Source organism: Methylobacterium sp. 13MFTsu3.1M2, assembly GCF_900112625.1.
In the GTDB taxonomy this organism is placed as follows: Bacteria; Pseudomonadota; Alphaproteobacteria; order Rhizobiales; family Beijerinckiaceae; genus Methylobacterium.
Map to the genome: position 1 here is coordinate 1 of NZ_FOMM01000021.1, position 26,215 is coordinate 26,215.

The 26,215-nt window shown below is 72.4% G+C and carries 30 protein-coding genes; 17 read left to right on the forward strand and 13 right to left on the reverse strand.

Annotated features, from left to right (window positions below):
* From dxs to BM314_RS20610, 11 genes are all read right to left on the reverse strand, one after another.
* On the reverse strand, positions 1-1,284 hold a 1,284-nt coding region (gene dxs, locus BM314_RS20560), incomplete at its 3' end, for a 1-deoxy-D-xylulose-5-phosphate synthase (RefSeq protein WP_170868155.1).
* Positions 1,285-1,327: 43 nt separating this feature from the next.
* Positions 1,328-1,588: an exodeoxyribonuclease VII small subunit gene (locus tag BM314_RS20565; RefSeq protein WP_012320922.1), complete on the reverse strand. Its 261-nt coding sequence runs from the start codon at positions 1,586-1,588 to the stop codon at positions 1,328-1,330.
* Positions 1,589-1,727: 139 nt separating this feature from the next.
* Positions 1,728-2,240, reverse strand: a complete 513-nt coding sequence (locus BM314_RS20570) for a tyrosine phosphatase family protein (RefSeq protein ID WP_091979885.1) — start codon at positions 2,238-2,240, stop codon at positions 1,728-1,730.
* 50 nt (positions 2,241-2,290) lie between these two features.
* Positions 2,291-2,851: an HD domain-containing protein gene (locus tag BM314_RS20575; RefSeq protein WP_091979887.1), complete on the reverse strand. Its 561-nt coding sequence runs from the start codon at positions 2,849-2,851 to the stop codon at positions 2,291-2,293.
* 26 nt (positions 2,852-2,877) lie between these two features.
* Entirely contained in the window at positions 2,878-3,492 is a 615-nt protein-coding gene (locus tag BM314_RS20580; RefSeq protein ID WP_091979889.1) for a DNA-3-methyladenine glycosylase I, read from the reverse strand.
* A gap of 129 nt (positions 3,493-3,621) precedes the next feature.
* On the reverse strand, positions 3,622-4,473 hold the full coding sequence (locus tag BM314_RS20585) for a CAF17-like 4Fe-4S cluster assembly/insertion protein YgfZ (RefSeq protein ID WP_091979891.1): 852 nt from the start codon (positions 4,471-4,473) through the stop codon (positions 3,622-3,624).
* Between the two features lie 101 nt (positions 4,474-4,574).
* Positions 4,575-4,829, reverse strand: coding sequence for a hypothetical protein (locus tag BM314_RS20590; RefSeq protein ID WP_012320917.1), 255 nt, complete (start codon positions 4,827-4,829; stop codon positions 4,575-4,577).
* Between the two features lie 159 nt (positions 4,830-4,988).
* A complete protein-coding gene (locus tag BM314_RS20595; RefSeq protein ID WP_020093933.1) occupies positions 4,989-5,447 on the reverse strand; it encodes a TIGR02301 family protein in 459 nt (152 codons plus the stop codon).
* Positions 5,444-5,980, reverse strand: coding sequence for an NUDIX hydrolase (locus BM314_RS20600; RefSeq protein WP_091979893.1), 537 nt, complete (start codon positions 5,978-5,980; stop codon positions 5,444-5,446). Before BM314_RS20600 ends, BM314_RS20595 begins: the two co-directional genes overlap by 4 nt.
* Positions 5,977-7,176, reverse strand: a complete 1,200-nt coding sequence (locus BM314_RS20605) for a hypothetical protein (RefSeq protein ID WP_091979895.1) — start codon at positions 7,174-7,176, stop codon at positions 5,977-5,979. The genes BM314_RS20600 and BM314_RS20605 overlap by 4 nt, the downstream gene beginning before the upstream one ends.
* A complete protein-coding gene (locus tag BM314_RS20610; protein ID WP_041372745.1) occupies positions 7,173-7,895 on the reverse strand; it encodes an SDR family NAD(P)-dependent oxidoreductase in 723 nt (240 codons plus the stop codon). Before BM314_RS20610 ends, BM314_RS20605 begins: the two co-directional genes overlap by 4 nt.
* A gap of 174 nt (positions 7,896-8,069) precedes the next feature.
* On the opposite strand from BM314_RS20610, the gene BM314_RS20615 reads away from it, so the two are divergent.
* The 4 genes from BM314_RS20615 (at position 8,070) to thiL (ending at position 10,911) form a co-directional block, all read left to right on the forward strand.
* Positions 8,070-8,657 carry a carboxymuconolactone decarboxylase family protein gene (locus BM314_RS20615; RefSeq protein WP_091927313.1) on the forward strand — a complete coding sequence of 196 codons (588 nt, stop codon included), beginning with the start codon at positions 8,070-8,072 and terminating at the stop codon, positions 8,655-8,657.
* 143 nt (positions 8,658-8,800) lie between these two features.
* Complete coding sequence (gene ribH / locus BM314_RS20620) at positions 8,801-9,295, forward strand: 6,7-dimethyl-8-ribityllumazine synthase (RefSeq protein ID WP_020093929.1); 495 nt, start codon at positions 8,801-8,803, stop codon at positions 9,293-9,295.
* An 11-nt stretch (positions 9,296-9,306) separates the two neighbouring features.
* Positions 9,307-9,912 (forward strand): transcription antitermination factor NusB, encoded by a 606-nt coding sequence (nusB, locus tag BM314_RS20625; RefSeq protein WP_170863012.1) that lies wholly within the window; start codon positions 9,307-9,309, stop codon positions 9,910-9,912.
* A 3-nt stretch (positions 9,913-9,915) separates the two neighbouring features.
* On the forward strand, positions 9,916-10,911 hold the full coding sequence (thiL, locus tag BM314_RS20630) for a thiamine-phosphate kinase (RefSeq protein WP_091979897.1): 996 nt from the start codon (positions 9,916-9,918) through the stop codon (positions 10,909-10,911).
* Here thiL and BM314_RS20635 read toward each other — a convergent pair.
* Positions 10,831-11,202, reverse strand: a complete 372-nt coding sequence (locus BM314_RS20635) for a hypothetical protein (protein ID WP_091980065.1) — start codon at positions 11,200-11,202, stop codon at positions 10,831-10,833. The genes thiL and BM314_RS20635 overlap by 81 nt on opposite strands.
* A gap of 448 nt (positions 11,203-11,650) precedes the next feature.
* Between BM314_RS20635 and BM314_RS20640 the strand changes: the two genes are divergently transcribed.
* From BM314_RS20640 to BM314_RS20655, 4 genes are all read left to right on the forward strand, one after another.
* Positions 11,651-13,795, forward strand: coding sequence for a sodium-translocating pyrophosphatase (locus tag BM314_RS20640; protein WP_091979899.1), 2,145 nt, complete (start codon positions 11,651-11,653; stop codon positions 13,793-13,795).
* Between the two features lie 194 nt (positions 13,796-13,989).
* Positions 13,990-15,081, forward strand: a complete 1,092-nt coding sequence (locus tag BM314_RS20645; RefSeq protein ID WP_020093884.1) for an alkene reductase — start codon at positions 13,990-13,992, stop codon at positions 15,079-15,081.
* Positions 15,082-15,184: 103 nt separating this feature from the next.
* Complete coding sequence (locus BM314_RS20650; protein ID WP_091979901.1) at positions 15,185-17,098, forward strand: PAS domain S-box protein; 1,914 nt, start codon at positions 15,185-15,187, stop codon at positions 17,096-17,098.
* A 22-nt stretch (positions 17,099-17,120) separates the two neighbouring features.
* Positions 17,121-17,831, forward strand: coding sequence for an HAD hydrolase-like protein (locus tag BM314_RS20655; RefSeq protein WP_244539992.1), 711 nt, complete (start codon positions 17,121-17,123; stop codon positions 17,829-17,831).
* Here BM314_RS20655 and bamE read toward each other — a convergent pair.
* Positions 17,768-18,265, reverse strand: coding sequence for an outer membrane protein assembly factor BamE (bamE, locus tag BM314_RS20660; RefSeq protein WP_020093881.1), 498 nt, complete (start codon positions 18,263-18,265; stop codon positions 17,768-17,770). The genes BM314_RS20655 and bamE overlap by 64 nt on opposite strands.
* A gap of 155 nt (positions 18,266-18,420) precedes the next feature.
* Between bamE and BM314_RS20665 the strand changes: the two genes are divergently transcribed.
* From BM314_RS20665 to BM314_RS20705, 9 genes are all read left to right on the forward strand, one after another.
* Positions 18,421-18,990, forward strand: coding sequence for a ubiquinol-cytochrome C chaperone family protein (locus tag BM314_RS20665; RefSeq protein WP_091979905.1), 570 nt, complete (start codon positions 18,421-18,423; stop codon positions 18,988-18,990).
* On the forward strand, positions 18,987-19,517 hold the full coding sequence (locus tag BM314_RS20670) for a YceD family protein (protein ID WP_091979907.1): 531 nt from the start codon (positions 18,987-18,989) through the stop codon (positions 19,515-19,517). Before BM314_RS20665 ends, BM314_RS20670 begins: the two co-directional genes overlap by 4 nt.
* Positions 19,518-19,661: 144 nt before the next feature.
* Positions 19,662-20,696 carry a phosphate acyltransferase PlsX gene (gene plsX, locus BM314_RS20675; protein WP_026605038.1) on the forward strand — a complete coding sequence of 345 codons (1,035 nt, stop codon included), beginning with the start codon at positions 19,662-19,664 and terminating at the stop codon, positions 20,694-20,696.
* 98 nt (positions 20,697-20,794) lie between these two features.
* Entirely contained in the window at positions 20,795-21,802 is a 1,008-nt protein-coding gene (locus BM314_RS20680; protein ID WP_051123757.1) for a beta-ketoacyl-ACP synthase III, read from the forward strand.
* Positions 21,803-21,968: 166 nt separating this feature from the next.
* A complete protein-coding gene (locus BM314_RS20685; protein WP_091979909.1) occupies positions 21,969-22,289 on the forward strand; it encodes an integration host factor subunit alpha in 321 nt (106 codons plus the stop codon).
* Between the two features lie 114 nt (positions 22,290-22,403).
* A complete protein-coding gene (locus BM314_RS20690) occupies positions 22,404-22,907 on the forward strand; it encodes a MerR family transcriptional regulator (RefSeq protein ID WP_091979911.1) in 504 nt (167 codons plus the stop codon).
* 79 nt (positions 22,908-22,986) lie between these two features.
* Complete coding sequence (locus tag BM314_RS20695; RefSeq protein ID WP_026605037.1) at positions 22,987-23,406, forward strand: hypothetical protein; 420 nt, start codon at positions 22,987-22,989, stop codon at positions 23,404-23,406.
* A 120-nt stretch (positions 23,407-23,526) separates the two neighbouring features.
* Positions 23,527-23,970, forward strand: coding sequence for an Ig-like domain-containing protein (locus BM314_RS20700; RefSeq protein WP_091979913.1), 444 nt, complete (start codon positions 23,527-23,529; stop codon positions 23,968-23,970).
* A gap of 218 nt (positions 23,971-24,188) precedes the next feature.
* Complete coding sequence (locus BM314_RS20705) at positions 24,189-26,141, forward strand: PrkA family serine protein kinase (protein WP_091979915.1); 1,953 nt, start codon at positions 24,189-24,191, stop codon at positions 26,139-26,141.
* Positions 26,142-26,215: the final 74 nt, after the last annotated feature.

Genomic DNA, 26,215 nt, shown 5'->3' on the forward strand with positions numbered 1-26,215 from the left:
CCGCACGGGCAGGTTCTGCAGCGCCACGTCGTGCACCACCTGGTCGTAGGCCCGCTGCAGGAACGTCGAGTAGATCGCCACGAACGGCCGGTAGCCCTCGGTCGCCAGACCGCCCGCGAACGTCACCGCGTGCTGCTCGGCGATGCCGACGTCGAAGGTCTTGTCCGGGTGCGCCTTGCCGAACAGGTCGATGCCGGTCCCGCCCGGCATCGCCGCGGTGATCGCCACGACCTTGTCGTCGGCGTCGGCCGCCTTGATCAGGCTCTCGCCGAACACCCGCGTGTAGGCCGGCGCGTTCGGCTTGGCCTTGGCCTGGACCCCTGAGACCACGTCGAACTTGACCACGCCGTGGTAGCGGTCGGCCCAGGCCTCCGCCGGGGCGTAGCCCTTGCCCTTCTGGGTGACGACGTGGAGCAGGATCGGGCCGTGCTCGGCGTCGCGGACGTTCTTGAGCACCGGCAGCAGGTGGTCGAGGTTGTGCCCGTCCACCGGGCCGACGTAGTGGAAGCCCATCTCCTCGAACATGGTGCCGCCGCCGACCACGAGCGAGCGGGCGTATTCCTCGGCCGCGGCGGCGCGCTGGTAGAGCGCCTTGGGCAGGAGCTTGCCGAGCTGCTTGGCGGTCTCGCGCAGGGACTGGTAGGCGCCGCCCGAGGCCAGGCGGGCGAGGTAGGCCGACATGGCGCCGACGGGGGGCGCGATCGACATGTCGTTGTCGTTGAGGATGACGATCAGGCGCGAGTGCAGGGCGCCGGCGTTGTTGAGGGCCTCGTAGGCCATGCCGGCCGACATCGAGCCGTCGCCGATGACCGCGATGGCGTTGCGGCGCTTGAGCGGGCGGTTCTTCGACTTGGCGGCGGCGTTGTCGAGGTCGCGGGCGACCGCCATGCCCAGCGCGGCCGAGATCGACGTCGAGGAGTGGGCGGCGCCGAAGGGGTCGTAGACGCTCTCGCACCGCTTGGTGAAGCCCGACAGGCCGCCGCCCTGGCGCAGCGTCCGGATGCGGTCGCGGCGCTCGGTGAGGATCTTGTGCGGGTAGCACTGGTGTCCGACGTCCCAGACGATGCGGTCGTCGGGGGTGTCGAACACGTGGTGGAGCGCCACGGTCAGCTCGACCACGCCCAGACCCGAGCCGAGATGGCCGCCGGTGATCGAGACCGCGTCGATCATCTCGGCGCGCACCGCGTCCGCCACGGCCTGCAGCTCCGACTCCGGAAGACGCCGCAGCGCCGAAGGCGACGGAACGCGGTCGAGAAGTGCACTCTGCTCGGGGGTAATCGCCACGGCATCAACCTCTAACGGATGGGATCGGTTCGACCGCCGAGCCTCAGGACATGTCGAGCGGGGCGACGCCCTCGGGCCGCCCGTCTGAGCCCAGCGTGATCCGCTGGATCCGCGCCTCGGCCCGCTTCAGCAGCGCCTCGCAATGCTTCTTCAGCACCTCGCCGCGCTCGTAGATCGCCACCGACTCGTCGAGCGGCACGTCGCCGCGCTCGAGCCGGCGGACGATTTCCTCGAGCTGTTCCAGCGCCTTCTCGAAGGGCAGGTCGCCGGCGGCGGGGGCCACCTCGGGTCTGCTCGCACTCATCCCAGATACTTCCTTTGGGGGTGTTTGTACGGCGCGATCCCCGGTCGCCACAACCCTGGGGGCCAGTCCGCCGGCCGGGTCCGCACCGTTTTGGACGGCCGCGGCGGCGTTTGCGCCACACTTCGCACCTGCGTTCGGTTCACGCCAGCGCGAGGGTGAACGGCGTGCCCTCGAAGGCGTCGGCGCCGCGCCCGATGCGGGCGATCGCCGCGACCATGCGGCTGTCGCGATCCAGCATCCGGTCGGCGATCGCTACGAACAGGGCGTTGGGCGTCGCCGAGGGCGAGGCGGACCGCAGGGCGTCGGCGATCGCCGCCTCGTCGCGCTCGGGCGCCAGCGCGCAGGCCGCGATGTAGGCGGCGGCCGTCGAGCGGCTGATCCCGGCGTAGCAGTGGATCACCAGCGGCTTCTCCCGCGGCCAGGTCCGGACGAAGTCGAGAAGCCGGGCCACGTGTTCTTCAGCCGGCAAAACGTGCCCGTCCCGGGCCGCCGCGATGTCGCTGACCCAGATGATGGCGTGGTTCGCGGCGTCGATCACGGCCGGCCGCTCCAGCGGCGTGCCGACATTGATCAGCGTGAGCACGTGGCTCGCGCCCGTGGCGGCGACGGTCTCGGGCAGGCGCGAGAGCGGACAGACGTGGAGGGTCGGCATGGTGGGGCGCCAGTGACCTGCGATCGTGACGGATCGAGGGCGAAGATCCGTCAGGGCGGGGACAGGGCGGTGAAGCGCGCGAGGAATCGCGCCTCGGCCTCGGCGGTCGGCCACGGCCCGGCCAGGGCCGACACTGGCTCGGGCAGGTCGACCGAGGGGCCGAAATAGCGCTCGGCCTCCTCCGGCGCGAAGCCGGCGAGGCGCACCGCCTCGGCGTGGGCGGCGATCCGGTCGGCCCGCTTCACGAGCCGGGCGAGGGCGGGCGAGGGGGCGGCCAGCTCGAAGCGGCGGCGCACCGCCGCGAGCAGGCGCAGCTCGACGCCGCGATAGGCGTCGCCGATGGCGGCCTTGAGCGGCGAGATGATGTCCCCGACCACGTATTCCGGCGCGTCGTGCAGGAGCAGCTCGAGCCCGTCCCGGTCGGTGCAGCCGGGGGCGAGGTGGCGGCCCACCGCCTCGACCAGCAGGCTGTGCTGGGCCACCGAGAAGACGTGCGGCCCGCGGGTCTGGCCGTTCCAGCGCGCGACCCGGGCGAGGCCGTGGGCGATGTCGGCGATCTCGATGTCCCCGGGCGCCGGGTCGAGGAGGTCGAGGCGGCGGCCAGAGAGCATGCGCTGCCACGCGCGCGGCGGCGCGCTCACCGGGACCCGCCGAGCGCAGCGCAGGGCCCGTGCCGGTGGCAGCCGACGAGGTGATCGTTGACCATGCCCACCGCCTGCATGAACGCGTGCACGATGGTTGGCCCGCAGAAGGAGAAGCCCTCGGCCTTCAGGGCCTTCCCGATCGCCCGGGAGACCGGCGTCTCGGTGGCGATCTCCGCGCGGGTCCGGGCCGTGCCCTGGACCGGCCGGCCGTCGACGAAGTCCCACAGGAAGTGCGCGAAGCCGGGGCCGCGCTCCTCGATCCGCAGCCACGCCCGGGCGCTCGCGACGGTGCCCTGGATCTTGGCGCGGTTGCGGATGATGCGGGTGTCGGCCATCAGCCGCGCGACGTCCGCCTCGGTGAAGCGGGCGATCCGCTCGGGATCGAAAGCCGCGAAGGCGTCGCGGAACCCGTCCCGGCGGCGCAGGATGGTGATCCACGACAGGCCGGCCTGGAAGCCGTCGAGGATCAGCTTCTCGTAGAGAGCGCGGCCGTCATGCTCGGGCACGCCCCACTCGGTGTCGTGATAGGCGACGTAGAGCGGGTCGAGCCCGGCCCACCAGCAGCGTGGGCAGCCGTCGGAATGGTCGATGAGGCCGGTCTCGGACATACGGCGATGGTAACGAGAACAGGAGCGGAACGCCACCGTCGCGGCGGCGACCGCACGGCCACCTCGACGGTCCCTTCCGCCGGTGCAAGACGAGCCGCGGTCACGCGGCCCGATCCCGCGCGTCGCGATCTACCCGGCCGCGCTCGCCGCCCTGTCCGGCATGGCGAAGGTCGCGCAGGCGGGGCGCGTCAGCGTCACGGGCTGGTCGCCCGCGCGCGGGGTCTCGCCGGAGGCGAGCGCGTCGCCCAGTCGGTCGAGGCGGACCGTGGCGAGGCCGCGGTTCCCCGCGGCGCTGCCCGTGGTGCCGAGCACCTTGCCGCCCGCGGTGATCTCGATGCCGGGCGCGGGCGCGGCGTCCGCGTAGGCGGCCGCCAGGATGCGGGTTCGGGCCGTGCCGCGGTGCTGCATCCGCGAGACCACCTCCTGGCCGACGTAGCAGCCCTTGCGGAAGTCGACGCCGCCGAGCTGATCCATCAGCGCCTCGTGCGGAAAGGCGTCGCCGAAGGCGAAGTCGCGTCCGCCCTCGGGCACGCCGAGGGCGATCCGGTGCGCGTGGTAGTCGGCCTCGGTGGCGTCCGCCGAGAAGGCGCCCGCTTCGGCGTAGAGACGGGCGCCGAGATCGGCCGCGCGGGAATCGGCCAGCGCCTCCGCGGCGGGCGGGGTCGCGCCGGCCCAGGCCGCCGCGACCGCGACGGTCGGGTCGGCCGCGATGGTCGCCTGCGCGCGCAGGCGATAGAGCGTCAGGCGCTTGGCGAGGTCCGCGGCCCTGTCGGCCAGCACGTCGAACCGGAAGCCGTCGGGGATCCGCGAGACCAGGAAATCGAAGAGGATCTTGCCCTGCGGCGTGAGCAGGGCGCCGAGGCGCGCCTCGCCGGGCTGGAGCGTCTCGACGTTGCAGGTCAGGACGCCCTGGAGCAGCGTCGTGGCGTCCGGTCCGGTGACGGTGACCAGGGCGCGGTCCGGCAGCAGGGCGACGGGCATGGGCGGCGATTCCTCGGGGCGCGAACGGTCCGGCTGGCCGGACCGCGGACCCGGGACGTAGTCGCTGACCGCCCGCGCCTCAACCGTCCGCGCTCACCTGCTCAATGCTGGAGCGTCGTGGTGAACGCGCCCCCGCGGATGCGCTCCGGGAATCCCTCCGCGTAACGGGCCGTGGCTTCTTCGCCGTACGTCGTCACGAGTTCCTGAAAAGCCGCGAACAGGGCGGCCTGGGCCATGCAGTCGCCGTCGAGACCATCGAGGCAGCCTTCCGCGAACGCTTCCGAGACGTAACTCAGCGCGACGCGTTTCTCCTCGACATCGACCTCGATGGGGGCGGTGTGAGAGCTGTGCTGCATGGCCGGATACTTCCATTGCGCCGGACACGGGGCCCGGCGGACGCAATGGATGATAAGCAGGTCCCGGCGGCTCGGCCAGCCGAGAATTTCGGATCGGTTAACGCGAGCGCTCAAATCCGATGTTTCGCCGGCATCGCCGGTATGTGTGCTGTACCTGCATCACCCCCCGAAACGCCCGGCCAGAGCGTGCGACAGCCGGTCGCCCTCCGCGACGTACCGTGCGGCCGCCTCGTGGGCCGCGGGCGTGCAGACCCGGTAGGTCAGCGCGTAGCCGCGATAGCCGCGGTTGTAGGCGCCGGCCAGCCGGTCGCGGCGGGCCGGGGTCACGCCCTCGGAGTCGATCAGCGCCTTCATGCGGGCCGGCCAGTCGGCCGCGTCCGGGGCCGCGCAGAGGTTCCGCAGGAACGCCAGGGCCCCGATGATCTCGGACATGCGCAGCAGGTCGCGGTCGTAGGGCGCGGGCACGTCCGCGGGGGCGGGCGCCTCCTTGGACGGCTCCTTCGCGGCTTCCTTGGCGGGCGCGCCGCTCCGGCCGGAGCGCTGCTGCGCCAGCGCCGGCGCGGAGACCGGGCCTGCCAGGAGCGCCAGCAGGCACAGGAGGGTCGCGGGGCGCCTCACGCCGTCGGCTCCCCGCCCGGCATTCCCGCGCGGTTCGCGTGCCGATCCGCGCTCCCGTCCGTGGTTCCATCCATGCCCCGGGCCGCCACCCGCGCGAAGGCCTCGCGCAGGGTGTCGACCAAGCCGGGGGTGGTCGGAAGGGTCGCGACCTCCGCGAGCGTCGCCCACCGGGTGCCCAGGGCTTCGGGCCCGGCCACGGGCTCGCCGCCGCACCACAGGGCGGCGTGCGGGTGGACGACGTAGTGGTGGCGGGCCCGGCCGGCCTCGTCCCGGACGATGATCTCCGTGGGCGAGAGCACGCCGACCACCTCGGCGGGCAGGCCGACCTCCTCGGACAGTTCGCGCAGGGCCGCCTCGGCCAGGGACTCGCCCGCCTCCACGAGGCCGCCCGGCAGGGTCCAGACGCCGCGCATCGGCTCGTTGGCCCGCGCCGCCAGCAGGACCCGCTCGCCGCGGATCACCGCGATCGACGCGCCCACGAAGGGCCGGGCCGGGAACAGTCGGCTGTCGGAATCCGGTGCGCCCGCGGTCACGGCTTGCCCCCGTCCGGTGCCACGACGGCCACCCGGCCGTCGGCGAGGCCGACGAGCAGCCGCGCCGCCGCGCCCTCGCCGAGGACGACGATGCCGGTCTCCGCGGGGGCCGGCAGCGGCATGCGCGCCCGCTCGCGCAGGCCGCCCTTGGCCGCCACGAAGGCGATCTCCGGCCGGCCCGCCACCGGCAGGACGAGCTCGGGGCTGCCGCCGGCCGGAACGGTCACGGCGAGATCCGAATCGCCGTCGCCGGCCGCGTAGCCCGCGGCCTCGCCGGCGGGCTCGATCGCGTCGGGACGCAGCGTCCAGAGCTGGAGCCGGCCCTTGGCGCTGACCGTCGCGGCCTGGGTGGCGCCCGATCCGGAGAAATCCGCGATGCCGGCGATCTTGAGGGGTGGGCCCGGCTGGGCGGGCGTGCGGGCGGCGACGGCCCAGGCCGCGCCCGGATCGCCGGCGGGCCGGTCGATCAGCACGAGGCCACCGGCATCCGCGCCGGACAGCGTCGCCGCCAGCAGCGCCGGGCGGTCCCCGAGGCGCAGCAGGCGCGGCCGCAGCGGCGCGAACACGGCCTCGCCCCCCGCCGGCACCGTCACGGTGGCCACGGGGACGGGCTTCGGATCGGTGCTCACCGCCATCGGCTGGCGCTCGCGGATCGTCAGCACCGCGGCGGCCGCGCCGCCGTCGGGGGCGCGGGTGCGCCCGGTGAGATAGGCGCTCAGGGGGCCCGAGAGGGCCCGGCGCGAGCCCGGCAGGGCCCCGCGCGGCGTCTCGGCGGCGGTCAGCCCCTCGACCGCGTCCCGGCCGATCGGCCGCACGGTGACGCCGCCCTCCGCGAGGGCGAGCACGGCACCGCCGTCGTCGCCCCAGACCACGGCGATCGGCGCGCTCTCCTCGTCGCCGGCCTGCTGGCCACCGCCCTGCGCGCCGGCCTTTGCCCCTGCCGTGCCGCCGGTGATCGGCAGGAGCCCGGAGGTCGCCACCGAGACCGCGGCCTCGCTGCGCGAGCCGCGCAGCGCCCGCACCTTGAAGGGCAGGTCGAGGATCCGGATTCCGGGCTCGGCCCGCGCCCCCGCGACGGGCGCGACGCACGCGAGGAAGCCCAGGACGAGCGCGACCCGCCCGCGGCGCGCCGCCGGGTGCCGGCGCGGTAGCGCCGTGCGCGCGGAAGCGCTCCAGGAAGCGACCGATCTGGTCAAACGTGCTGGCCGCCGTTGATGTGGAGCTCGGCGCCGTTCACGTAGGAGGAGGCCTCGGTGCACAGGAAGTAGATCGCCTTGGCGACCTCGTCCGGCGTGCCGAGCCGGCGCTGCGGGATCTGCTCGACGAGCTTCTCGGTGCCGGGCGACAGGATCGACGTGTCGATCTCGCCCGGCGAGATCGCGTTCACCCGCACGCCGAGCGGCCCGAAATCGGCGGCCATCTCGCGGGTCAGGCCCGCCAACGCCGCCTTGGAGGTGCCGTACGCCGCCCCCGCGAAGGGGTGGACGCGCGAGCCGGCGATCGACGTCACGTTGACGACCGAGCCCTTGGCCCGGGCCAGTTCCTCGCGCAGGCCCCGGGCCAGCAGGATCGTGGCGAAGAGGTTGACTTGGAAGACCCGCTGCCACGTGTCGAACTCGGTGGCCAGCGCGCCGAGGCGCTCGCCCTCCGGCCCCTTCGGCGAGATCCCGGCATTGTTGACCAGCGCGTGCAGCACCCCGCCCTCGGCGGCGAGCCGGCCCCGCACCTCCTCGACGGCGCGGACCGTGTCCTGCGCGTCGGCGAGGTCGACCTGCAGGTGGTCCTCGGGCCCCATCTCCCAGGGGCAGTTCTCCGGGAAGGCGTGGCGCGAGCAGGTGATCACGCGCCAGCCCGCGGCCGAGAAGCGCTTGACGGTGGCGTGGCCGATGCCCCGGCTCGCGCCCGTGAGCAGCATGATGCGCCGGCGTTCGTTGACGGGGAGGGCCAAAGCCGTAAGCCTCGCTGGCGTTCAGGGATCGCCGCCCGGTCGGGCGCGGTGCGTGCCGGTGAGCCCCAATGGTCTAGGCGCACGGGCACCGGAAATCCAGAGCGGGCCGCGCGTCGGCGCCGGAGCACGGAGGGGAAACGCATGGCCAGCGGGCAGACCAGCGCGGAGCGCATGCCGGAGATTCCGGCCGGCGGCCTGTCCCCGGCGCAGGAAGAGGCGGCGGCCGCGTTCCGGGCCGAGCGCGGCGTTCCGGTCTTCGGGCCGTTCGTGCCACTCCTGCGCAGCCCCGAGCTGATGCTGTGCGCGAGCCGGATGGGCCAGTACCTGCGCTACGGCAGCGTCCTGCCGCTGCGGATCAGCGAGTTCGCGATCTTGGTGGTCGCGCGGGAGTGGAGCCAGCCGGTCGAGTGGGCGATCCACCACCCGATCGCCCTCGAGGCCGGGGTCGCCCCCGAGACCGCGCGGGCGCTGGCCGAAGGGCGCCGCCCCGACACGATGAGCGCCGACGAGGCCCTCGCCTACGCGTTCTCGACCGAGCTGATGCGCAACCGCGCGGTGAGCGACGCGACCTACGCGGCCCTGGTCGCGCGCTTCGGCGAGCAGGGGGCGATCGATCTGACCGGCATCAACGGCTACTACGCGCTGCTCGCCATGACGATGAACGTCGCCCGCACGGCCCTGCCGGAGGGCGGCCCCGCGGCCCCGCCGCTGCCGCCGCTGGTCGGGTAGGGCGCGCCGCCGCGGCCGCGGCGCGGGCCGGGGGCGATCCCGCGCGGCTTGTGGCGCCGGCCGCTTCGGTCTAACCGTCCTCCCCCGTGCGGGTGCCCGACGTGCCGCCCGCCCGTTCCCGAAAACCCGGCCGGACGAGAGCCATGGTCGCCCATACCCGCGCCGATTCGGCGCCCAAGCCCACCGACCCGGCGCTCGCCGGCGCCCGGATCCTCGTGGTCGAGGCGCGCTACTACGACGCGATCGCCGACGAACTCCTGGCCGGCGCCCTGGCGGCGATCGCGGCCGCCGACGCGCAGGCCACCGTGGTCACCGTGCCGGGGGCCCTTGAGATCCCCGCCGCCGTGGCGATCCTGCTCGACACGGGCGCCTACGACGCCGTGGTGGCGCTCGGCTGCGTGATCCGCGGCGAGACTGGCCACTACGACATCGTCGCCGGCGAGAGCGCCCGGGCGCTCATGGACCTGTCGGTGCAGCGCCGCGTGCCGCTCGGCAACGGCATCCTCACGGTCGAGACCGAGGCTCAGGCGCTCGCCCGCGCCCGGGTCGCCGAGATGAACAAGGGCGGCGGCGCCGCCGAGGCGGCGCTCGGCGTGCTCGCCCTGAAGCGTGCGGCCGAAGGCGCGCGCCCGCGATGACGGATACACCCATGACCGGGACCCCCGAGACCCAGCCGGAGACCGGCGCGGAGAATGGCACCGGCACCGCCGGCGCCCCCGCCAAGATCAGCCTGCGCAGCGGCGCCCGCCTCGCGGTGGTGCAGGCGCTCTACGAGATGGACGTCTCCGGCAAGGGCGTGCTCGACGCCCTCGCCGAGTTCGAGGCCTTCTGGATCGGCCAGGAGGTCGACGGGATCGCCCATCCCCCGGCCGAGACCGCGTTCTTCCGCGACCTGCTGCGCGGCACGGTCGAGGAGCAGCGCGCCATCGACCCGAAGCTCGACCAGGCCCTCGCGCAGGGCTGGCCGCTGCGGCGCATCGAGATCGTGCTCCGGGCGATCCTGCGGGCGGGCGCCTACGAGCTGATGTTCCGCCGCGACGTGCCGGCGGCCGCGGCGATCTCGGAATACGTCGACGTCGCCCACAGCTTCTACACGGCCGACGAGCCGGGCCTCGTCAACGCCGTCCTCGACCGGGTCGCCCGGGAGGTCCGGCCGGGCGAGGTCGGGGCCCCGAAGGCCTCGGGCAAGCCGGGCTCGTCCAAGCCGCTCCCCGGCAAAGCTGCGGCTGGGAAACCGTCGGCCGGGAAGGCCTGAGTCTTGGCCGGGCCGGCCCGCGCCTCCGAGGAGGGGCTGATCGCCCGCTACTTCGCCCCGCTCGCGGGGCCGGGCGCCGACGGGCTCCGGGACGACGCCGCCACGCTGACGCCCGCGCCGGGCCACGACCTCGTCCTCACCGCCGACGCCGTGGTGGCGGGCGTTCACTACTTCGCGGAGGATCCGCCGGCCTCGATCGCCCGCAAGGCGCTCGGCGTGAACCTCTCCGACATCGCCGCCAAGGGCGCGGTCCCGCGCGGCTTCCTGCTGACCCTGGCGCTGCCCGACGATTGGACGGAGGCCTGGCTCGCCGGATTCGCGCAGGGGCTCGGCGCGGCGGCCGAGGCGGCCGGCTGCCCGCTGCTGGGCGGCGACACGGTGCGCTCCGGCGGCCCCGCGCTGATCTCGGTGAGCGTGTTCGGCGAGCTGCCGACCGGCGCCATCGTGCGGCGCGCCACCGCGCGGGTCGGCGACCGGATCTGCGTTACCGGCACGATCGGCGACGCCGCCCTCGGCCTGCGGATGCGCCTGGAGGGCGACGCCCCTTGGGCGGCCGGCCTCGATCCGGCGCTGCGGGCCGAACTCGCCGACCGCTACCTGCACCCGCGCCCGCGGCTCGCCGCCGCGCCGGCCATCCGCCGCCACGCCTCGGCGGCCATGGACGTGTCCGACGGCCTCGCGGGCGATCTCGCCAAGATGCTGGGCGCGGGCCGCACCGCCCGGGTGGCGACGGCGGACGTGCCGCTCTCGGAGGCGGCCCGGTGCGCCTGCGCGGCGGACCCCGCCCTGATCGAGGCGGTCCTGACCGGCGGCGACGATTACGAGATCCTCTGCACCGTCGCGCCGGAGCGCCTGGCGGATTTCCGGGCTGAGGCCGCGGCGGCCGGGATCGCCGTCGCCGCCATCGGCACCGTCACCTCAGGCGACGGCCCGCCGCGCTTCGAAATGCGCGATGGCGCCGAGCGCGTGTTCGCGGCCGGAGCCTTCAGCCACTTCTGACGCCCAGATCGCGTCCGGTCCCGAGATCATCGGGCCGGCGGAATCCCCGACCGGGTGGCCGATCTGGCGCCGGACCTCGCCGATCATCGCGGCGGCGACCACCGGGATCCAGCGGCCGGCCGGGTCCCCGCCCGCGCCCGGCGCCTGGGACAGGGCGCGCTGCAGCACGCAGAGCAGGTCGTCCTGGATCGTGACCGGCTGCGCCGCGACCCGCTCTGCGATCAGGAAGCCGACCGCGCCGCTCAACACCTCGATGGTCGCCGCCAACCTGGCGGCCTGGTCGCTGCTCATGGCGAGTCCCTCGTCCGAATACAACCAAAAATAGAATATCGGTTGGTTAAGGCGACGTTAACGGCCGCTCGAGCCGATCGCGTTCGTGATGTTCCGGTTCGGGGGACGGGCATCTCCGCTCGCGGGAGCCGCGCTCGGCCCCCTCTCCCGCACGGAAGAGGGGGCTCGCGCCCATGGAACCGGGTGCAGCGGCTGGCGGGAAACCAGATCTGCAACATAATGCAGCATTGCGGGTCCGAGGGCTTTTTAGCCCCCGGGTCGTGAGACCCGATTCCCGGCGTCGCCCGCCGACGCGGCGTTTGCGCTCCCCGGCGAAGTTTGGCAATCAAGGCATTGTTCTGGGAAGGAAAGCCCCGAATCCGAGCGCCGCGTCCCATGGCCGTCGTCCGGCGGCCAAGCTCGACAATCACAAGCCAACGCCAGGCACGATAATAACAAGGACGGTCGAATGATTCCCTTGGTCCTGATCATCGCGGGCGGGCTCTGCGCCGTCGCCTACGGCATCGTCACGATCCTCGACGTGATGCGGCGCGACGCCGGCACGCAGCGCATGCAGGAGATCGCCGCCGCCATCGCCGAGGGCGCGCAGGCCTATCTCCGGCGGCAATACACGACGATCGGCCTCGTCGGCGTCGTCCTGTTCGTCCTTCTCGCCGTCTTCCTCGGGATCAAGGTCGCGGTCGGCTTCCTGATCGGCGCCGTTCTGTCGGGCGCGGCCGGCTTCATCGGCATGAACGTCTCGGTCCGGGCCAACGTCCGCACGGCCCAGGCCGCCTCGACCTCGCTGGGCGGCGGCCTCGACGTCGCCTTCAAGTCGGGGGCGGTGACCGGCATGCTGGTGGCGGGCCTCGCGCTGCTGGGCGTGGCCCTCTACTACCTGTTCCTCACCCGCGCCGCCCATCTCGAGCCGTCGAGCCGCGAGGTGATCGACGCCCTCGTGGCGCTCGGCTTCGGCGCCTCGCTGATCTCGATCTTCGCCCGCCTCGGCGGCGGCATCTTCACCAAGGGCGCCGATGTCGGCGGCGACCTCGTCGGCAAGGTCGAGGCCGGCATCCCGGAGGACGATCCGCGCAACCCCGCCACCATCGCCGACAACGTCGGCGACAATGTCGGCGACTGCGCCGGCATGGCGGCCGACCTGTTCGAGACCTACGCGGTCACGGTCGTCGCCACGATGGTGCTGGCCGCGATCTTCTTCTCCGGCGCGGGCGGGAGCAACCGCGACGTCCTCGAGCCGATGATGCTGTACCCGCTCGCCATCGGGTCGGCCTGCATCCTCACCTCCATCGCCGGCACCTACGCGGTGCGGCTCGGCGCGAACCAGTCGATCATGGGGGCGCTCTACAAGGGGCTGATCGCCGCCGGCATGCTCTCCATCGCGGCGATCGCGGCGGTCAACATGACCCTGCTCGGCGGCTTCTCGACGAGCTTCACCACCTCGACCGGCCTGACCTTCACGTCGGCCGCGCTGTTCGGCTGCGCGGTGATCGGGCTCGCCATCACGGCGCTGATCGTCGTGATCACCGAGTACTACACGGGCACCAACTTCCGCCCGGTGAAGTCGATCGCCGACGCGTCGGTGACCGGCCACGGCACGAACGTGATCCAGGGGCTGGCGATCTCGCTCGAATCGACCGCGCTGCCGGCCATCGTGATCGTGGCAGGCATCATCAGCACCTACGCGCTCGCCGGCCTGTTCGGCATCGCCATCGCGGTCACCGCCATGCTGGCGCTCGCGGGCTTCATCGTGGCGCTGGACGCCTTCGGGCCGGTCACCGACAATGCCGGCGGCATCGCCGAGATGGCGGGCCTGCCCTCGGAGGTGCGCAAGTCGACCGACGCCCTCGACGCGGTCGGCAACACCACCAAGGCGGTGACGAAGGGCTATGCGATTGGCTCGGCGGGTCTCGGCGCGCTGGTGCTGTTTGCCGCCTACACATCGGACCTGAACTACTTCATCGCCCATGCGAGCCCGACGCAGTACCGCTTCTTCCAGGGCGTCAGCGTCGATTTCTCGCTCTCCAACCCCTACGTCGTGGTCGGGCTGCTGCTCGGCGGCCTGATCCCGTTCCTGTTCGCCGGCATCGCCATGACGGCGGTCGGGCGCGCGGCGGGCGCGGTGGTCGAGGAGGTCCGGCGCCAGTTCCGGGCCAAGCCCGGCATCATGCAGGGCACGGACCGGCCGGATTACGGGCGGGCGGTGGACATGCTCACCCGCGCGGCGATCAAGGAGATGATCATCCCGTCGCTGCTGCCGGTCCTGTCGCCGATAGTGCTGTTCTTCGTGATCCAGTTCATCGCCGGGAAGAGCCAGGCCTTCGCCACCGTGGGCGCGAGCCTGCTCGGCGTGATCCTCACCGGCCTCTACGTGGCGATCTCGATGACCTCGGGCGGCGGCGCCTGGGACAACGCCAAGAAGTACATCGAGGACGGCCACCACGGCGGCAAGGGCTCCGACGCCCACAAGGCGGCGGTGACCGGTGACACGGTCGGCGACCCCTACAAGGACACCGCCGGTCCGGCGGTGAACCCGGCGATCAAGATCACCAACATCATCGCCCTGCTGCTGCTCGCCGTGCTGGCGCACAGCTGAGTTCCGCGAAGACCGGATCGGCCGACGGGGCCGGGCTCTCCGCGAGCCCGGCCCTGCCCGTTTCGCCGTGTGCGCCCCCGCACGCGACGGCCAGTCCCGCGGCGCAGCACCTTGGCATCGCGGCGCCGCAGCGCCACCTCGGCGCCGGATTAAAACCCGGACGCGGCCCCCGCCGCACCAGCACGAGGTAACCCATGCCGTCCCTGCTCGACCCGATCCGCATCGGCGCCATCGAGGCGAAGAACCGGATCTTCATGGCGCCGCTGACCCGCGGCCGCGGCACCCGCGAGCACGTTCCGACCCCGATCATGGCCGAGTACTACGCCCAGCGCGCCGGCGCCGGCCTGATCCTCACCGAGGCCACCGGTATCAGCCAGGAGGGGCTCGGCTGGCCCTACGCGCCCGGCATCTGGTCCGACGCCCAGGTCGACGCGTGGCGGCCGATCGTGAAGGCCGTGCACGACAAGGGCGGCAAGATCGTCTGTCAGATCTGGCACATGGGCCGGATGGTCCATTCGGACTTCCTCGGCGGCGCCAAGCCGGTCTCGTCCTCGGCCACGACGGCGCCCGACCAGGCCCACACCTATTCCGGCAAGAAGCCCTACAGCGAGGCCCGCGCCCTGGAGGTGTCCGAGATCCCGCGCCTGCTCGGCGATTACGAGCGGGCCACCGCCAACGCCCTGGCTGCCGGGTTCGACGGGGTGCAGATCCACGCCGCGAACGGCTACCTGATCGACGAGTTCCTCCGCGACGGCACCAACCACCGCACCGACCAGTATGGCGGGTCCGTCGAGAACCGCGTGCGGCTCCTGCGCGAGGTGACCGAGGCGGTGGCGAAGGTCGCCGGGCCGGAGCGCACCGGCGTGCGCCTCTCGCCGAACGGCGCGATCCAGGGCTGCAACGACTCGAACCCGGAGCCGCTGTTCGTCGCCGCCGCCCAGGCGCTCGCCGATGCCGGGATCGCCTTCCTGGAGATGCGCGAGCCGGGGCCGAACGGCACCTTCGGCAAGGCCGACCACCCGCCGATCGCCCCGGCGATGCGGCGCGTGTTCCGCAACCCGATGATCCTGAACGCCGACTACGACGGGGTCAGCGGCCAGAAGGCGCTGGATGCCGGCGAGGCCGACGCCATCGCGTTCGGCCGGACCTTCATCGCCAACCCGGACCTCGCCGAGCGGATCGCCAGGAAGGCGCCGCTCGCCAAGGACGACGCCGCGACGTGGTACAGCCAGGGCCCCGAGGGCTACGTCGACTACCCGACCCTGACCGAGTCCCGCGCCGCCTGACGCGCCGCGGTCGCGCGCCCTGCCGCGGCCCGGAGGGCTGCGGCAGGAAACCGCGGCGGTTCCTTGGCAGCGGGCCGTCGCGCGCCTATGTGAGGGCAGGACCATGGATGTGCCTGCACCTCACGCGCTCGCGGAAGCCGGACCGACCGACGGGCGCTGGCGCGCCGCCGACCGGATCGCCGAACTGCGCGATCTCGCGATCCTCGATTCCGAGCCCGAGCCGCTCTACGACGACCTCGTGCGGGTCGCCGCCTATGTCTGCCGGGCGCCGGTCGCGCTCGTCAGCCTCGTCGATGCCGAGCGGCAGTGGTTCAAATCGGAGGTGGGCCTCGGCAAGCGCGAGCTGCCGATCAATTGCTCGGTCTGTGCCCACACGATCGAGGCCGGCGACCTTCTCGTCATCCCGGACCTGACCACGGACCCCCGGACCACCGAGAATCCCCTCGTGACCGGGGCACCGGCCTTCCGCTTCTACGCGGGTGCGGTGATCCGCGGCAGCCACGGCATCCCGCTCGGCGCGCTGTGCGTGCTGGACCGCGTCCCGCGGCCGGAGGGGCTCGATTCGGAGCAGACCGCGACCCTGCTGGCGCTGGCGCGCCAGATCTCCAGCCTGCTGGAGCACCGCAGGACGCTGGCGCAGGTCGCCGCCCGCGAGGCGGAGATCGCCGCGAGCGAGCGCCGCTTCCGCGTGATGACCTCGGCGATGCCCCAGATGGTCTGGACCACGCGGCCGGACGGGTTCCACGACTACTACAACGACCGCTGGTACGAGTTCACCGGCGTCCCCTACGGCTCCACCGACGGCGAGGGCTGGAACGGTGTGTTCCATGCCGAGGACCAGGACAGGGCCTGGGCGCGGTGGCGCCACTGCCTCGCGACCGGCGAGCCCTACGAGATCGAGTATCGCCTGCGCCACCACAGCGGCGACTACCGCTGGACCCTGGGGCGGGCCATGCCGATCCGGGACGCCGAGGGGCGGATCGAGCGGTGGTTCGGGACCTGCACCGACATCGACGATTTGAAGCGCGCCGAGGCCGAGGCCCGCAAGCTCGCGGCGATCGTCGAGACTTCCAAGGACTTCATCGGGCTCAGCACCCTCGAGGGCGCGATCACCCATCTCAACGAGGCGGCCATGGCCCTGGTCGGCCTGCCCGATCTCGCCGCCGCCCGCGCCAAGAAGGTGCCCGACTTCTTCACCGACGACAGCCGCCGGATCCTGGCCGAGACCGTGATGCCGGCGGTGCGCCGGGACGGGTTCTGGGAGGGCGAACTCGCCTTCCGGCACTTCGTCACCGGCGAGCCCCTGGCCGTGCTCTACAACATCTTCCCGGTGCGCGACCCGACCGGGACCGAGCTCGGCTACGCCACCGTCACCCGCGACCTGCGCGAGGCCAAGCGCGCCGAGGAGGCCCGCGACCTGCTGATCCGCGAGCTGTCGCACCGGATCAAGAACATCTTCGCGGTGGTGGGCGGCCTCGCCGCCCTGACCGCGCGGACCGACCCCGCGGCCAAGCCCTTCGTGGCCGCGTTCCGCGAGCGGCTCGGCGCCCTGGCCCGGGCCCACGAATACGTCCGCCCGCACTCCCCCGACAGCGCCCCGCCGGTCGCCGGCCAGACGGTGCTCGGGCTGATGCGCCTGATCATGGCCGCCTACGAGGAGAACGGGCGCGCCCGCGTGGTGATCTCGGGGGACGATGCCGAGATCGGCGAGCGCACCGCCACGGCCCTCGCGCTGATCATGCACGAGCAGGCGACGAACGCGGTCAAGTACGGCGGCCTGTCGACGCGGGAGGGCGGCGTCTCGCTGAGCGGGACCCGCGAGGCGGGCCGCTACACGCTGACCTGGCGCGAGGAGGGCGGTCCGCAGATCGTCGGCGCGCCGTCCCGGAAGGGATTCGGCACGGTGCTGGCCGAGCGCAGCGTCGCCGGCCAGCTCGACGGGGCGCTGGAGCACGACTGGGCGCCGGGCGGTCTCCTGATGCGGCTCAGCGTCCCGCTCGAGAACCTGCGGACCTGACGTGGCTCGGATGCCGGCCCGGATGCCGGCCGCGCCCGGGCCGGGTCTCGTCGTCCTCGACTTCGACGGCACGCTGGCCGACAGTTTCGGGTGGTTCTGCTCGGTGCTGAACGGCGTCGCCGACCGCTACCGCTTCCGCCGGGTCGAGGCCCACGAGGTGGAGGAGCTCCGGCTCCAGGGCGCCCGGGCGATCGTCGCCCATCTCGGCATCCCGCGCTGGAAGCTGCCGCTCATCGCCCGCCACATGCACGCGCTGGCCGCCCGCGACGCCGCGCAGATCGCCCTGTTTCCCGGCGTCCCGGCGATGCTGGCCGCGATCGCGGCGGCGGGCGTGCCGCTGGCGATCCTGTCGTCGAATCGCGCCGACACGGTGCGGCGGGTGCTCGGACCGGACAATGCCGCCCGCATCGGCAGCTACGCCTGCGGGGCGTCGATCTTCGGGAAGGCGCGCCGGCTGCGGGCGTTGCTCGCGCGGACCGGGGTGCCGCCGCACCGGGCCCTCTGCGTCGGCGACGAGATCCGGGACCTCGAGGCGGCGCGGGCGTTGGGCTGCCCGTTCGGCGCCGTGGCCTGGGGCTACACCGACCCGCGGGCCCTCGCGTCCCACGGCCCCGAGCACCTGTTCCCGGAGCCCGGGGCGATCGCCCGCCTCGTTGCGGGCGAAGCCGGTCACATGCCGCGATTCGCGCCCGGCACGACGCTGGTGCCGCTGCCGCTGCCGAACGGCTCGTAGCGGGTCAGGCCGCGGAACAGCTGGCTGAGGAAGGCGCGGTCGGCGCCGCTCGTCGGCGTGGTGCGCTCGATGAAGTCGAAGATCCGGCCGTCCTGCAGGCCGTAGAGCGCCACGCGCTCGACCTTGAAGGCGGGGGTGAAGTACACGGCCGTGACCTTCTGGTCCTCGACCTGCTCGCCCAGGAACATGATCGTCCGGCGGGTGTTCTGCGAGATGTAGTACCAGGACTTGTTGCCGACCGTGGACACGGTCGAGGGCGTGCCCAGGATCTGCAGCACCTGCTCGGGGCCCATGCCGGGCTTGATCGTGGCGAGCGCCGCCTGATCGACCTGGTAGCCGTGGCGCAGCTCCTCGCCGATGCAGCCCGACAGACCGGTTGCCGCGAGGCCGAGCAGGGCGAGGCGCGCGAAGGACTGGACGAAACGGCGCCGCATCGGGCCCCCAGAGAGCGTGTTGACGGACGGGGCGCGACCGTCGCCGCCGGCACGGGGCTCCGACGGCGCTTGCGCCCTGGGCGTGGGTTGCCGTACCGCGGGGTTATGGCTTTGACAAGGCAAGCTTGGCCACAGAGGACCGGGGTTCGACACCGATGATCGCCGGGCTGTTCCGCCGCGCGGGCGCGCGCCGCCGCGCCGTCGAGGGGCTGCACGTCGCCCTGAGCGAGGCCGCGCGCTGGCCGGGCCTCTACACGGATCTCGGCGTGCCGGACACCGTGGAGGGCCGGTTCGAATCCCTGTGCCTGCACGCGATCCTGGTCCTGCGCCGGCTGAACCGGCTGCCGCCGCCGGCCGCCGAGGTGGCACAGGATCTGGTGAACTCGGTCTTCACCCAGCTCGACGCCTCCCTGCGCGAACTCGGCGTCGGCGACATGGGCGTGTCCAAGCGGATGAAGAAGCTCGGCGCCGCCTTCTACGGCCGGGCCGAGGGCTACGACGCGGCCCTGGAGGCCGGCGACGCCGCGGCCCTGGCGGCCGCCCTCGTCCGCAACGTGCTCGGCGGCGAAGGGGACGGGCGCGGTCTCGCCGCCTACGTGCGGGCGGCCGACGCCGCCCTCGCCGGGGCCGATCTCGACGGGCTGCTCGCGGCCGGGCCGCCCTTCCCGGAGCCCGACGGCTTCGCGCCGGTACCGGCCGGCCCTGACCACGGAGGACGCGCATGAGCCGCGATGCCAGCAGCCGCGATGCCGGCCAGGACGCTTTCCCGCTCGCGCGCTGGGTCAATGTCGAGCGCCTGCCCCAGGGGCGCGGCGCCGTCACCGTGGAGGCGAGCCCGGCCGAGTGCGCGGCGCTGGCCGCCGATTTCGGCATCCCGGGGATCCGCGACCTCGTCGGGCGCTTCGCCATCGAGGGGGCGACCAGCCGCCTCACCGTGACCGGCACCGTGGAGGCCCTGGTGACCCAGGTCTGCACCGTCAGCCTCGAACCCTTCGAGGCGCCGGTCCGGGAGCCGGTCGAGGTGGTGTTCACCGACACCGACCGGTTCGCCGGCACCGATGCCGAGGACGCCGACATCCCCGACCCCCTGGTCGGCGGCCGCATCGATTTCGGCGCGCTCACCGCCGAGTTCCTGGCGCTGGGCCTCGACCCGTACCCGCGCAAGCCCGGCATCGCCTTCGAGCCGGTCGTGGCGGGCGACGAGGCCGGACCCCTCGACGGCCTGCGCAAGCTCCGCGACCGCGACGGCTGAGGCCGCCGCGTCCGGCCGGAACCGCCGGCCGCCCGATTTCATTTGCCCGCCGGGCCGGTATCGCTATGGTCCGCCGCGCCCGGCGGGCCCCGTCCCGCCGCCGTCCGACTCCTTTCCCGCCGAGACCCGCGACCCGCTACCGACATGTCCCAACGCGTGTGCATCTCGCTCGACGCCATGGGTGGCGACCACGGGCCCACCACGGTCGTGCCCGGCGCGGCGCTGGCCCGGGAGCGCCATCCCGGCACCACCTTCCTGATGTTCGGCGACGAGGCGGTGATCGCGCCGCTGGTCGCCAAGGAGCCCCGGCTCAAGGACTGCGTCGAGATCCGCCACACCAGCGTGGCCGTGGCCATGGACGACAAGCCGAGCCAGGCGGTGCGCCAGGGCCGGGGCAAGTCGTCGATGTGGCAGGCGATCCAGGCGGTCCGCGACGGGCAGGCCGATGCCTGCGTGTCGGCCGGCAACACCGGCGCGCTGATGGCGATGTCGAAGATCTGCCTGAAGACCATGTCGGGCATCGAGCGCCCGGCCATCGCCTGCCTGTGGCCGACCGTGCGCGGCGAGAGCGTCGTGCTCGACGTCGGCGCCACGATCGGCACGGATGCCGAGCACCTCGTCGAGATGGCCGTGATGGGCTCGGCCATGGCGCGCATCGTGTTCGACCTCGAGCGTCCGACCGTCGGCCTGCTCAACGTCGGCACCGAGGAGATGAAGGGCAACGAGGCGGTCAAGGAGGCCGCCCGGATCCTGCGCGAGATGGAGAGCCCCGGGCTGACCTATCACGGCTTCGTCGAGGGCACCGATCTCGGGCGCGGCACGGTCGACGTGGTGGTGACCGAGGGGTTCACCGGCAACATCGCCCTCAAGACCGCCGAGGGCACCGCCAAGCAGATCGGCACCTATCTGCGCTCCGCCATGACCCGGACACTGGCCGCCAAGATCGGCGCCCTGTTCGCGCGGCAGGCCTTCAAGGCCCTCAAGGACAAGATGAACCCGAGCCGGGCCAACGGCGGGGTGTTCCTCGGCCTCGAGGGCATCGTCATCAAGAGCCACGGCTCGGAGAACGCGCAGGGCTTCGCCGCGGCGATCGATCTGGCGCACGACATGGCGCGCCACGACATGATCCGCACGATCCGCGAGATGCTCGACCAGACGGCGGCGCTGGCGCCGGCCTGACGCCGGCCCGGACCTCCGTCGACGGACGGGATGGAAATCGGACGCCCGCGGCCTCACAACCGGCGATTGTGAAGCTGGATCGTCCGGGAAGGACAATGATGGCAACCCTCCGCACTGACCCCGAGCAGCACCGGCGCGTTCCCCCACTGCGCTCGGTGGTGGTCGGGACCGGCTCGAGCCTGCCCGCGCGGGTGGTGACGAACGCCGACCTCGCCGAGCGGGTGGACACCTCCGACGAGTGGATCGTCCAGCGGACCGGGATCCGCCAGCGCCACCTCGCGGGACCCGACGAGACCACCTCGGTCCTCGGCACGCGCGCCGCCAGGGCCGCCCTGGACGATGCCGGGCTGAGCGCGGACGACATCGACCTCGTGATCTGCGCCACCTCAACACCGGATCACACCTTCCCGGCGACCGCGACCCAGATCCAGGCGGCGCTGGGCATCCATCAGGGCGCGGCCTTCGACCTGCAGGCGGTGTGTGCCGGCTTCGTCTTCGCGGTCTCGACCGCCGACAAGTTCCTGACCACGGGGGCCGCCCGCCGGGCCCTCGTGATCGGCGCCGAGACTTTCTCGCGGATCGTCGACTGGGAGGACCGCACCACCTGCGTCCTGTTCGGCGACGGGGCCGGCGCCGTCGTGCTGGAGGCGCAGGAGGGGGCCGGGGACCGCGGCGTCCTCAGCGCGAGCCTGCGGTCGGACGGACGCCACCGGGAGAAGCTCTACGTCGACGGCGGCCCCGGCTCCACCGGCACAACCGGCCACCTGCGCATGGAGGGCCGCGACGTGTTCCGATTCGCCGTCGGGCAGGTCACCGACGTGATCGTCGAGGCCTTCGCGCAGGCGGGCATCACCGCGGAGGAACTCGATTGGTTCGTGCCGCATCAGGCCAACCGCCGGATCATCGAGGCCTCAGCCGACAAGCTCGGTGTCGCCCGGGACAAGATCGTCCTGACAGTGGACCGCCACGGCAACACCTCGGCGGCCTCGATACCGCTGGCCCTCGACGTGGCGCGGCGGGACGGCCGCATCCGGGCGGGCGACCTCGTGATGATCGAGGCGATCGGCGGCGGGTTCAGCTGGGGCGCGGCGCTGATCCGCTGGTGAGGCTCGGGCGGCGCGCCCGAAACGATTCGCTGCCCCGGCGCGGTTGACCGGGGGCGGAGCGCCGATTAGCGTGCCGGATCATAGGGATACGCCGTCAGCGTTCGGCGCGGCCAAGGGTGCCGCGCCGTGCGTCATGGGGCGAGCGACGCGGGCGAGGGGACACGGTATGGCAGGCAAGACGGTGACGCGCGCCGACTTGAGCGAGGCCGTCTACCACCAGGTGGGCCTGTCGCGGACCGAGTCGGCCGCCCTCGTCGAGACCGTGCTGTCCGAGATCTGCAGCTGCCTCGCGAGCGGCGAGACGGTGAAGCTGTCCTCGTTCGGCTCCTTCGTGGTCCGCAGCAAGGGCAAGCGCGTCGGCCGCAATCCCAAGACCGGGGTCGAGGTCGCGATCGAGCCGCGGCAGGTGATGGTGTTCAAGCCCTCCAACGTGCTCAAGGCCAAGATCAACGGCCTGAACGGCGCGGGTGACCACGACGACGACTGAGCGCGCCGCGATTGCGGCCGCGTCGGCGAGCGCTTCGGGCGGGCTCTTCAGGCTTGAGTGCGGCCCCGCGAGCCGGCAAGATCGGGCCGCTTCGCCCCGCTCCGTAAGACGCCCATGCCGCCAGCCCTCGCCGCCGCCTCGACCGACGAACCGCCGACCGGGATCGGCGAGAAGAGCGCCCACGCGTTCCGGACGATCAGCGAGGTGGCCGAGGAACTCGACGTGCCCCAGCACGTCCTGCGGTTCTGGGAAACCCGCTTCGGCCAGATCCGCCCCGTGAAGCGGGCGGGGGGGCGCCGCTACTACCGGCCCCAGGACATCGAGCTCGTCGCCGGCATCCGCCACCTCCTGCACGTGCAGCGCTACACCATCGCGGGGGCGCAGCGGGTCCTCAAGGAGAACGGCGTCCGCTTCGTGCAGGCCGTCGGCCGCGGCGAGGCCGTGGCGGCCGAGCCGCTGCTTCAGGAGGTCGAGACCGAGGCGGGAGCCCGGAGCGGGACCGGGGGCGCGACATTCGGCGCGTCGGACCGGGCGGCCCTGGCCGGGGCCCTGGACGAGCTGCGCGCCTGCCGCGCCCTGCTCGACGGGCTGCGCGACCTGCCCGACATGGAGGCCTGAGCGGGCCTGCCGGGCTCGACGACCCCGGCACCGCGCGCGGCGGGCGAACTTTCCGGCAACACGTCGCGTTGTCGCCCGCATGGCCGCGCCCAAACCCAAGTTGACGCCCAGCCAGGAACTGATGGCCCGCATCATGCGGATCGTCCGCTCCTGCCCGGAGGCGGCGTCCGAAGTCCTGGAGCTGATGTTCCTCGTCAGCCAGATCGAGGCGGCCACCGGGGTCGACCGGGACTATCGCGACGCCAAGCGGGTGATCAGCCGCCTGCGCAACCCGCTCTGGGAGATGGGTCCCACCGACCGGGAGAAACTCCTGGCGGCCGCCGAGACGATTCGCCGGGTCTGCCGGCTGGCCGAGGACGAGATTCCCCCCGTGCCGGTGGCCGATGCCGGGGAGCGGGCGCGGGTCGAGGGGCGGCTCGCCGCCGCCCTGGCCGGCGAGTTCGACGCGGCGCAGATCGCCCGCATCACCGGGATCGTCGCGGCGGCCCTCCAGAATTAACCCGCCGCCCGAGCCCTCGACGCCCGTGCGCGGCGTCCCCACATGGTCTCCACCGATGAACGGGACATCCGGACGCGTGTCCGGGTAGAGGTCCCGGGTCGGCACTGGAGAGACGCTGCCATGATTGCCCTACGTCCGCTCGCCGCGCTGCTCGCAGGGAGCATGGCACTGGCCGGGCCCGCCCTGGCCCAGACGCCGTCCAGCCGAACCAAGACGGTGGCGCCCGGCAAGACGGTCCGCATCGAGATCGCGCCCAACCTCAAGAAGGATTGTTCTCCTGGGCCGATGCCGGAGTTCAAGGTCTCGGGCCCGCCGAAGAACGGATCGGTGATCACCAAGGTCGGCAAGCTGAAGACGCCCGCGAGCTACCGCTGCCCCAACAAGGAAGCGGCCGTCCAGGCGCTGTTCTACCAGCCCAACAACGGATTCACCGGCACCGACGAAGTGACGTTCGAGGTCAAGAGCTCCGACGGCCAAGTCCAGACGCAGACCGTCAAGATCACGGTCGGGGGCGCGGCGACCAAATCAGGAGACGACGGCAAGAAAGAGGGCACGGATTTGTGAGCAGGCTCCGGCCGAAACGGTATCTGCCCAGTCCTGCCGCCCGGGCAGCCGTCCGGGGGCGTCGCGGAGTCTCGTCCGTGACGCCTTCAGCGCTCCGGAGTGTTGCATGCAATCGACATGCCGGGCGCCATGCTCGCCGCACTGCGACAAAAGCGGGCCTGTCGGTTGCATCCGAGCCGAGACAGGATGAAGCTGTCACGGTCTGAGAGGGTTATCGAATGCCGATGCATGCGACGAACGACCTTTTCCAGAGCTTCGCCCGAGGGTACGAGGCCCGCCGCGACACGGAGATGACGCTCTCCGAGTACCTGGAGGCCTGTCGCGACGAGCCCCTGATGTACGCCTCGGCCGCCGAGCGCATCCTCGCGGCGATCGGCGAGCCGGAATTCGTGGACACCGCCAGGGATTCGCGCCTCGGCCGGATCTTCATGAATCGGACGATCCGGACCTACCCGGCCTTCCGCGAATTCTTCGGCATGGAGGAGACGATCGAGCGGATCGTCTCGTTCTTCCGCCACGCCGCGCAGGGGCTGGAGGAGCGCAAGCAGATCCTCTACCTGCTCGGGCCGGTAGGCGGCGGTAAGTCGTCGCTGGCCGAGCGGCTGAAGCTCCTGATGGAGGTTCACCCCGTCTACGTACTCAAGGCTGGGGACGAAGTGTCGCCGGTCTTCGAGAGCCCGCTGGGCCTGTTCGACCCCGAGACCATGGGCGAGGAGATCCAGCGCCGCTACGGCATTCCGCGCCGGCGGCTGACCGGCCTGATGAGCCCCTGGGCGTTGAAGCGCCTCGACGAGTTCAACGGCGACATCTCGCGCTTCAAGGTGATCAAGGTCCGGCCGTCGCGCCTGCGCCAGATCGCCATCGCCAAGACCGAGCCGGGCGACGAGAACAACCAGGACATCTCCTCGCTCGTCGGCAAGGTCGACATCCGGCGGCTGGAGACGCTGTCGCAGGCCGATCCCGACGCCTACTCGTACTCGGGCGGCCTGAACCGGGCGAACCAGGGCATCCTCGAGTTCGTCGAGATGTTCAAGGCGCCGATCAAGATGCTGCACCCGCTGCTCACCGCGACGCAGGAGGGCAACTACGTCGGCACCGAGAATATCGGCGCGATCCCGTTCACCGGCGTGATCCTGGCGCACTCGAACGAGGCCGAGTGGCAGACCTTCAAGACCAACAAGAACAACGAGGCCTTCATCGACCGGATCTACGTGATCAAGGTCCCGTACTGCCTGCGCGTCACCGAGGAGCAGCGGATCTACGAGAAGCTGATCTCCGGCTCGGAGCTGTCGGACGCGGCCTGCGCGCCCGGCACGCTGGAGATGCTGGCACGGTTCTCGGTGCTGTCGCGGCTCCGCGAGCACGCCAATTCCAACGTCTTCTCCAAGATGCGGGTCTACGACGGCGAGTCCCTGCGCGAGGTCGATCCCCGCGCCCGCTCGATGCAGGAGTACAAAGACACGGCCGGCGTCGACGAGGGCATGGACGGGATCTCGACCCGCTTCGCCTTCAAGGTGCTGGCCGCGACCTTCAACCACGACACCACCGAGGTCTCGGCCGACCCGGTGCACCTGATGTACGTGCTGGAGCAGTCGCTGCGCCGCGAGCAGCTCCCGCCCGAGACCGAGAAGAAGTACCTGGAATTCATCAAGACCGAACTGGCGCCGCGCTACGCGGAGTTCATCGGCCACGAGATCCAGAAGGCCTACCTCGAATCGTACCACGATTACGGGCAGAACCTGTTCGACCGGTACATCGACTACGCCGACGCCTGGATCGAGGACCAAGACTTCAAGGACGCCGAGACCGGCCAGCTCATGAACCGGGAGCTCCTGAACCAGGAGCTGACCAAGATCGAGAAGCCCGCCGGGATCGCCAACCCGAAGGACTTCCGCAACGAGGTGGTGAAGTTCGCCCTGCGCTCCCGGGCGCAGCACGGCGGCCGGAATCCCAGCTGGACCAGCTACGAGAAGCTGCGCGAGGTGATCGAGCGGCGGATGTTCTCCCAGGTGGAGGAGCTGCTGCCGGTGATCTCCTTCGGCTCGAAGAAGGACGGCGAGACCGAGAAGAAGCACGGCGAGTTCGTCGAGCGCATGGTCGCGCGCGGCTACACCGAGCGGCAGGTCCGCCGCCTGGTGGAGTGGTACATGCGGGTGAAGCAGGCCGGCTGAGGGACGACGGGGCTCGACCGGCCCGCTCGGTCGGCCGGGCCCCGTTCCGACCCTCCGCCGCCACAGTTTCGGAC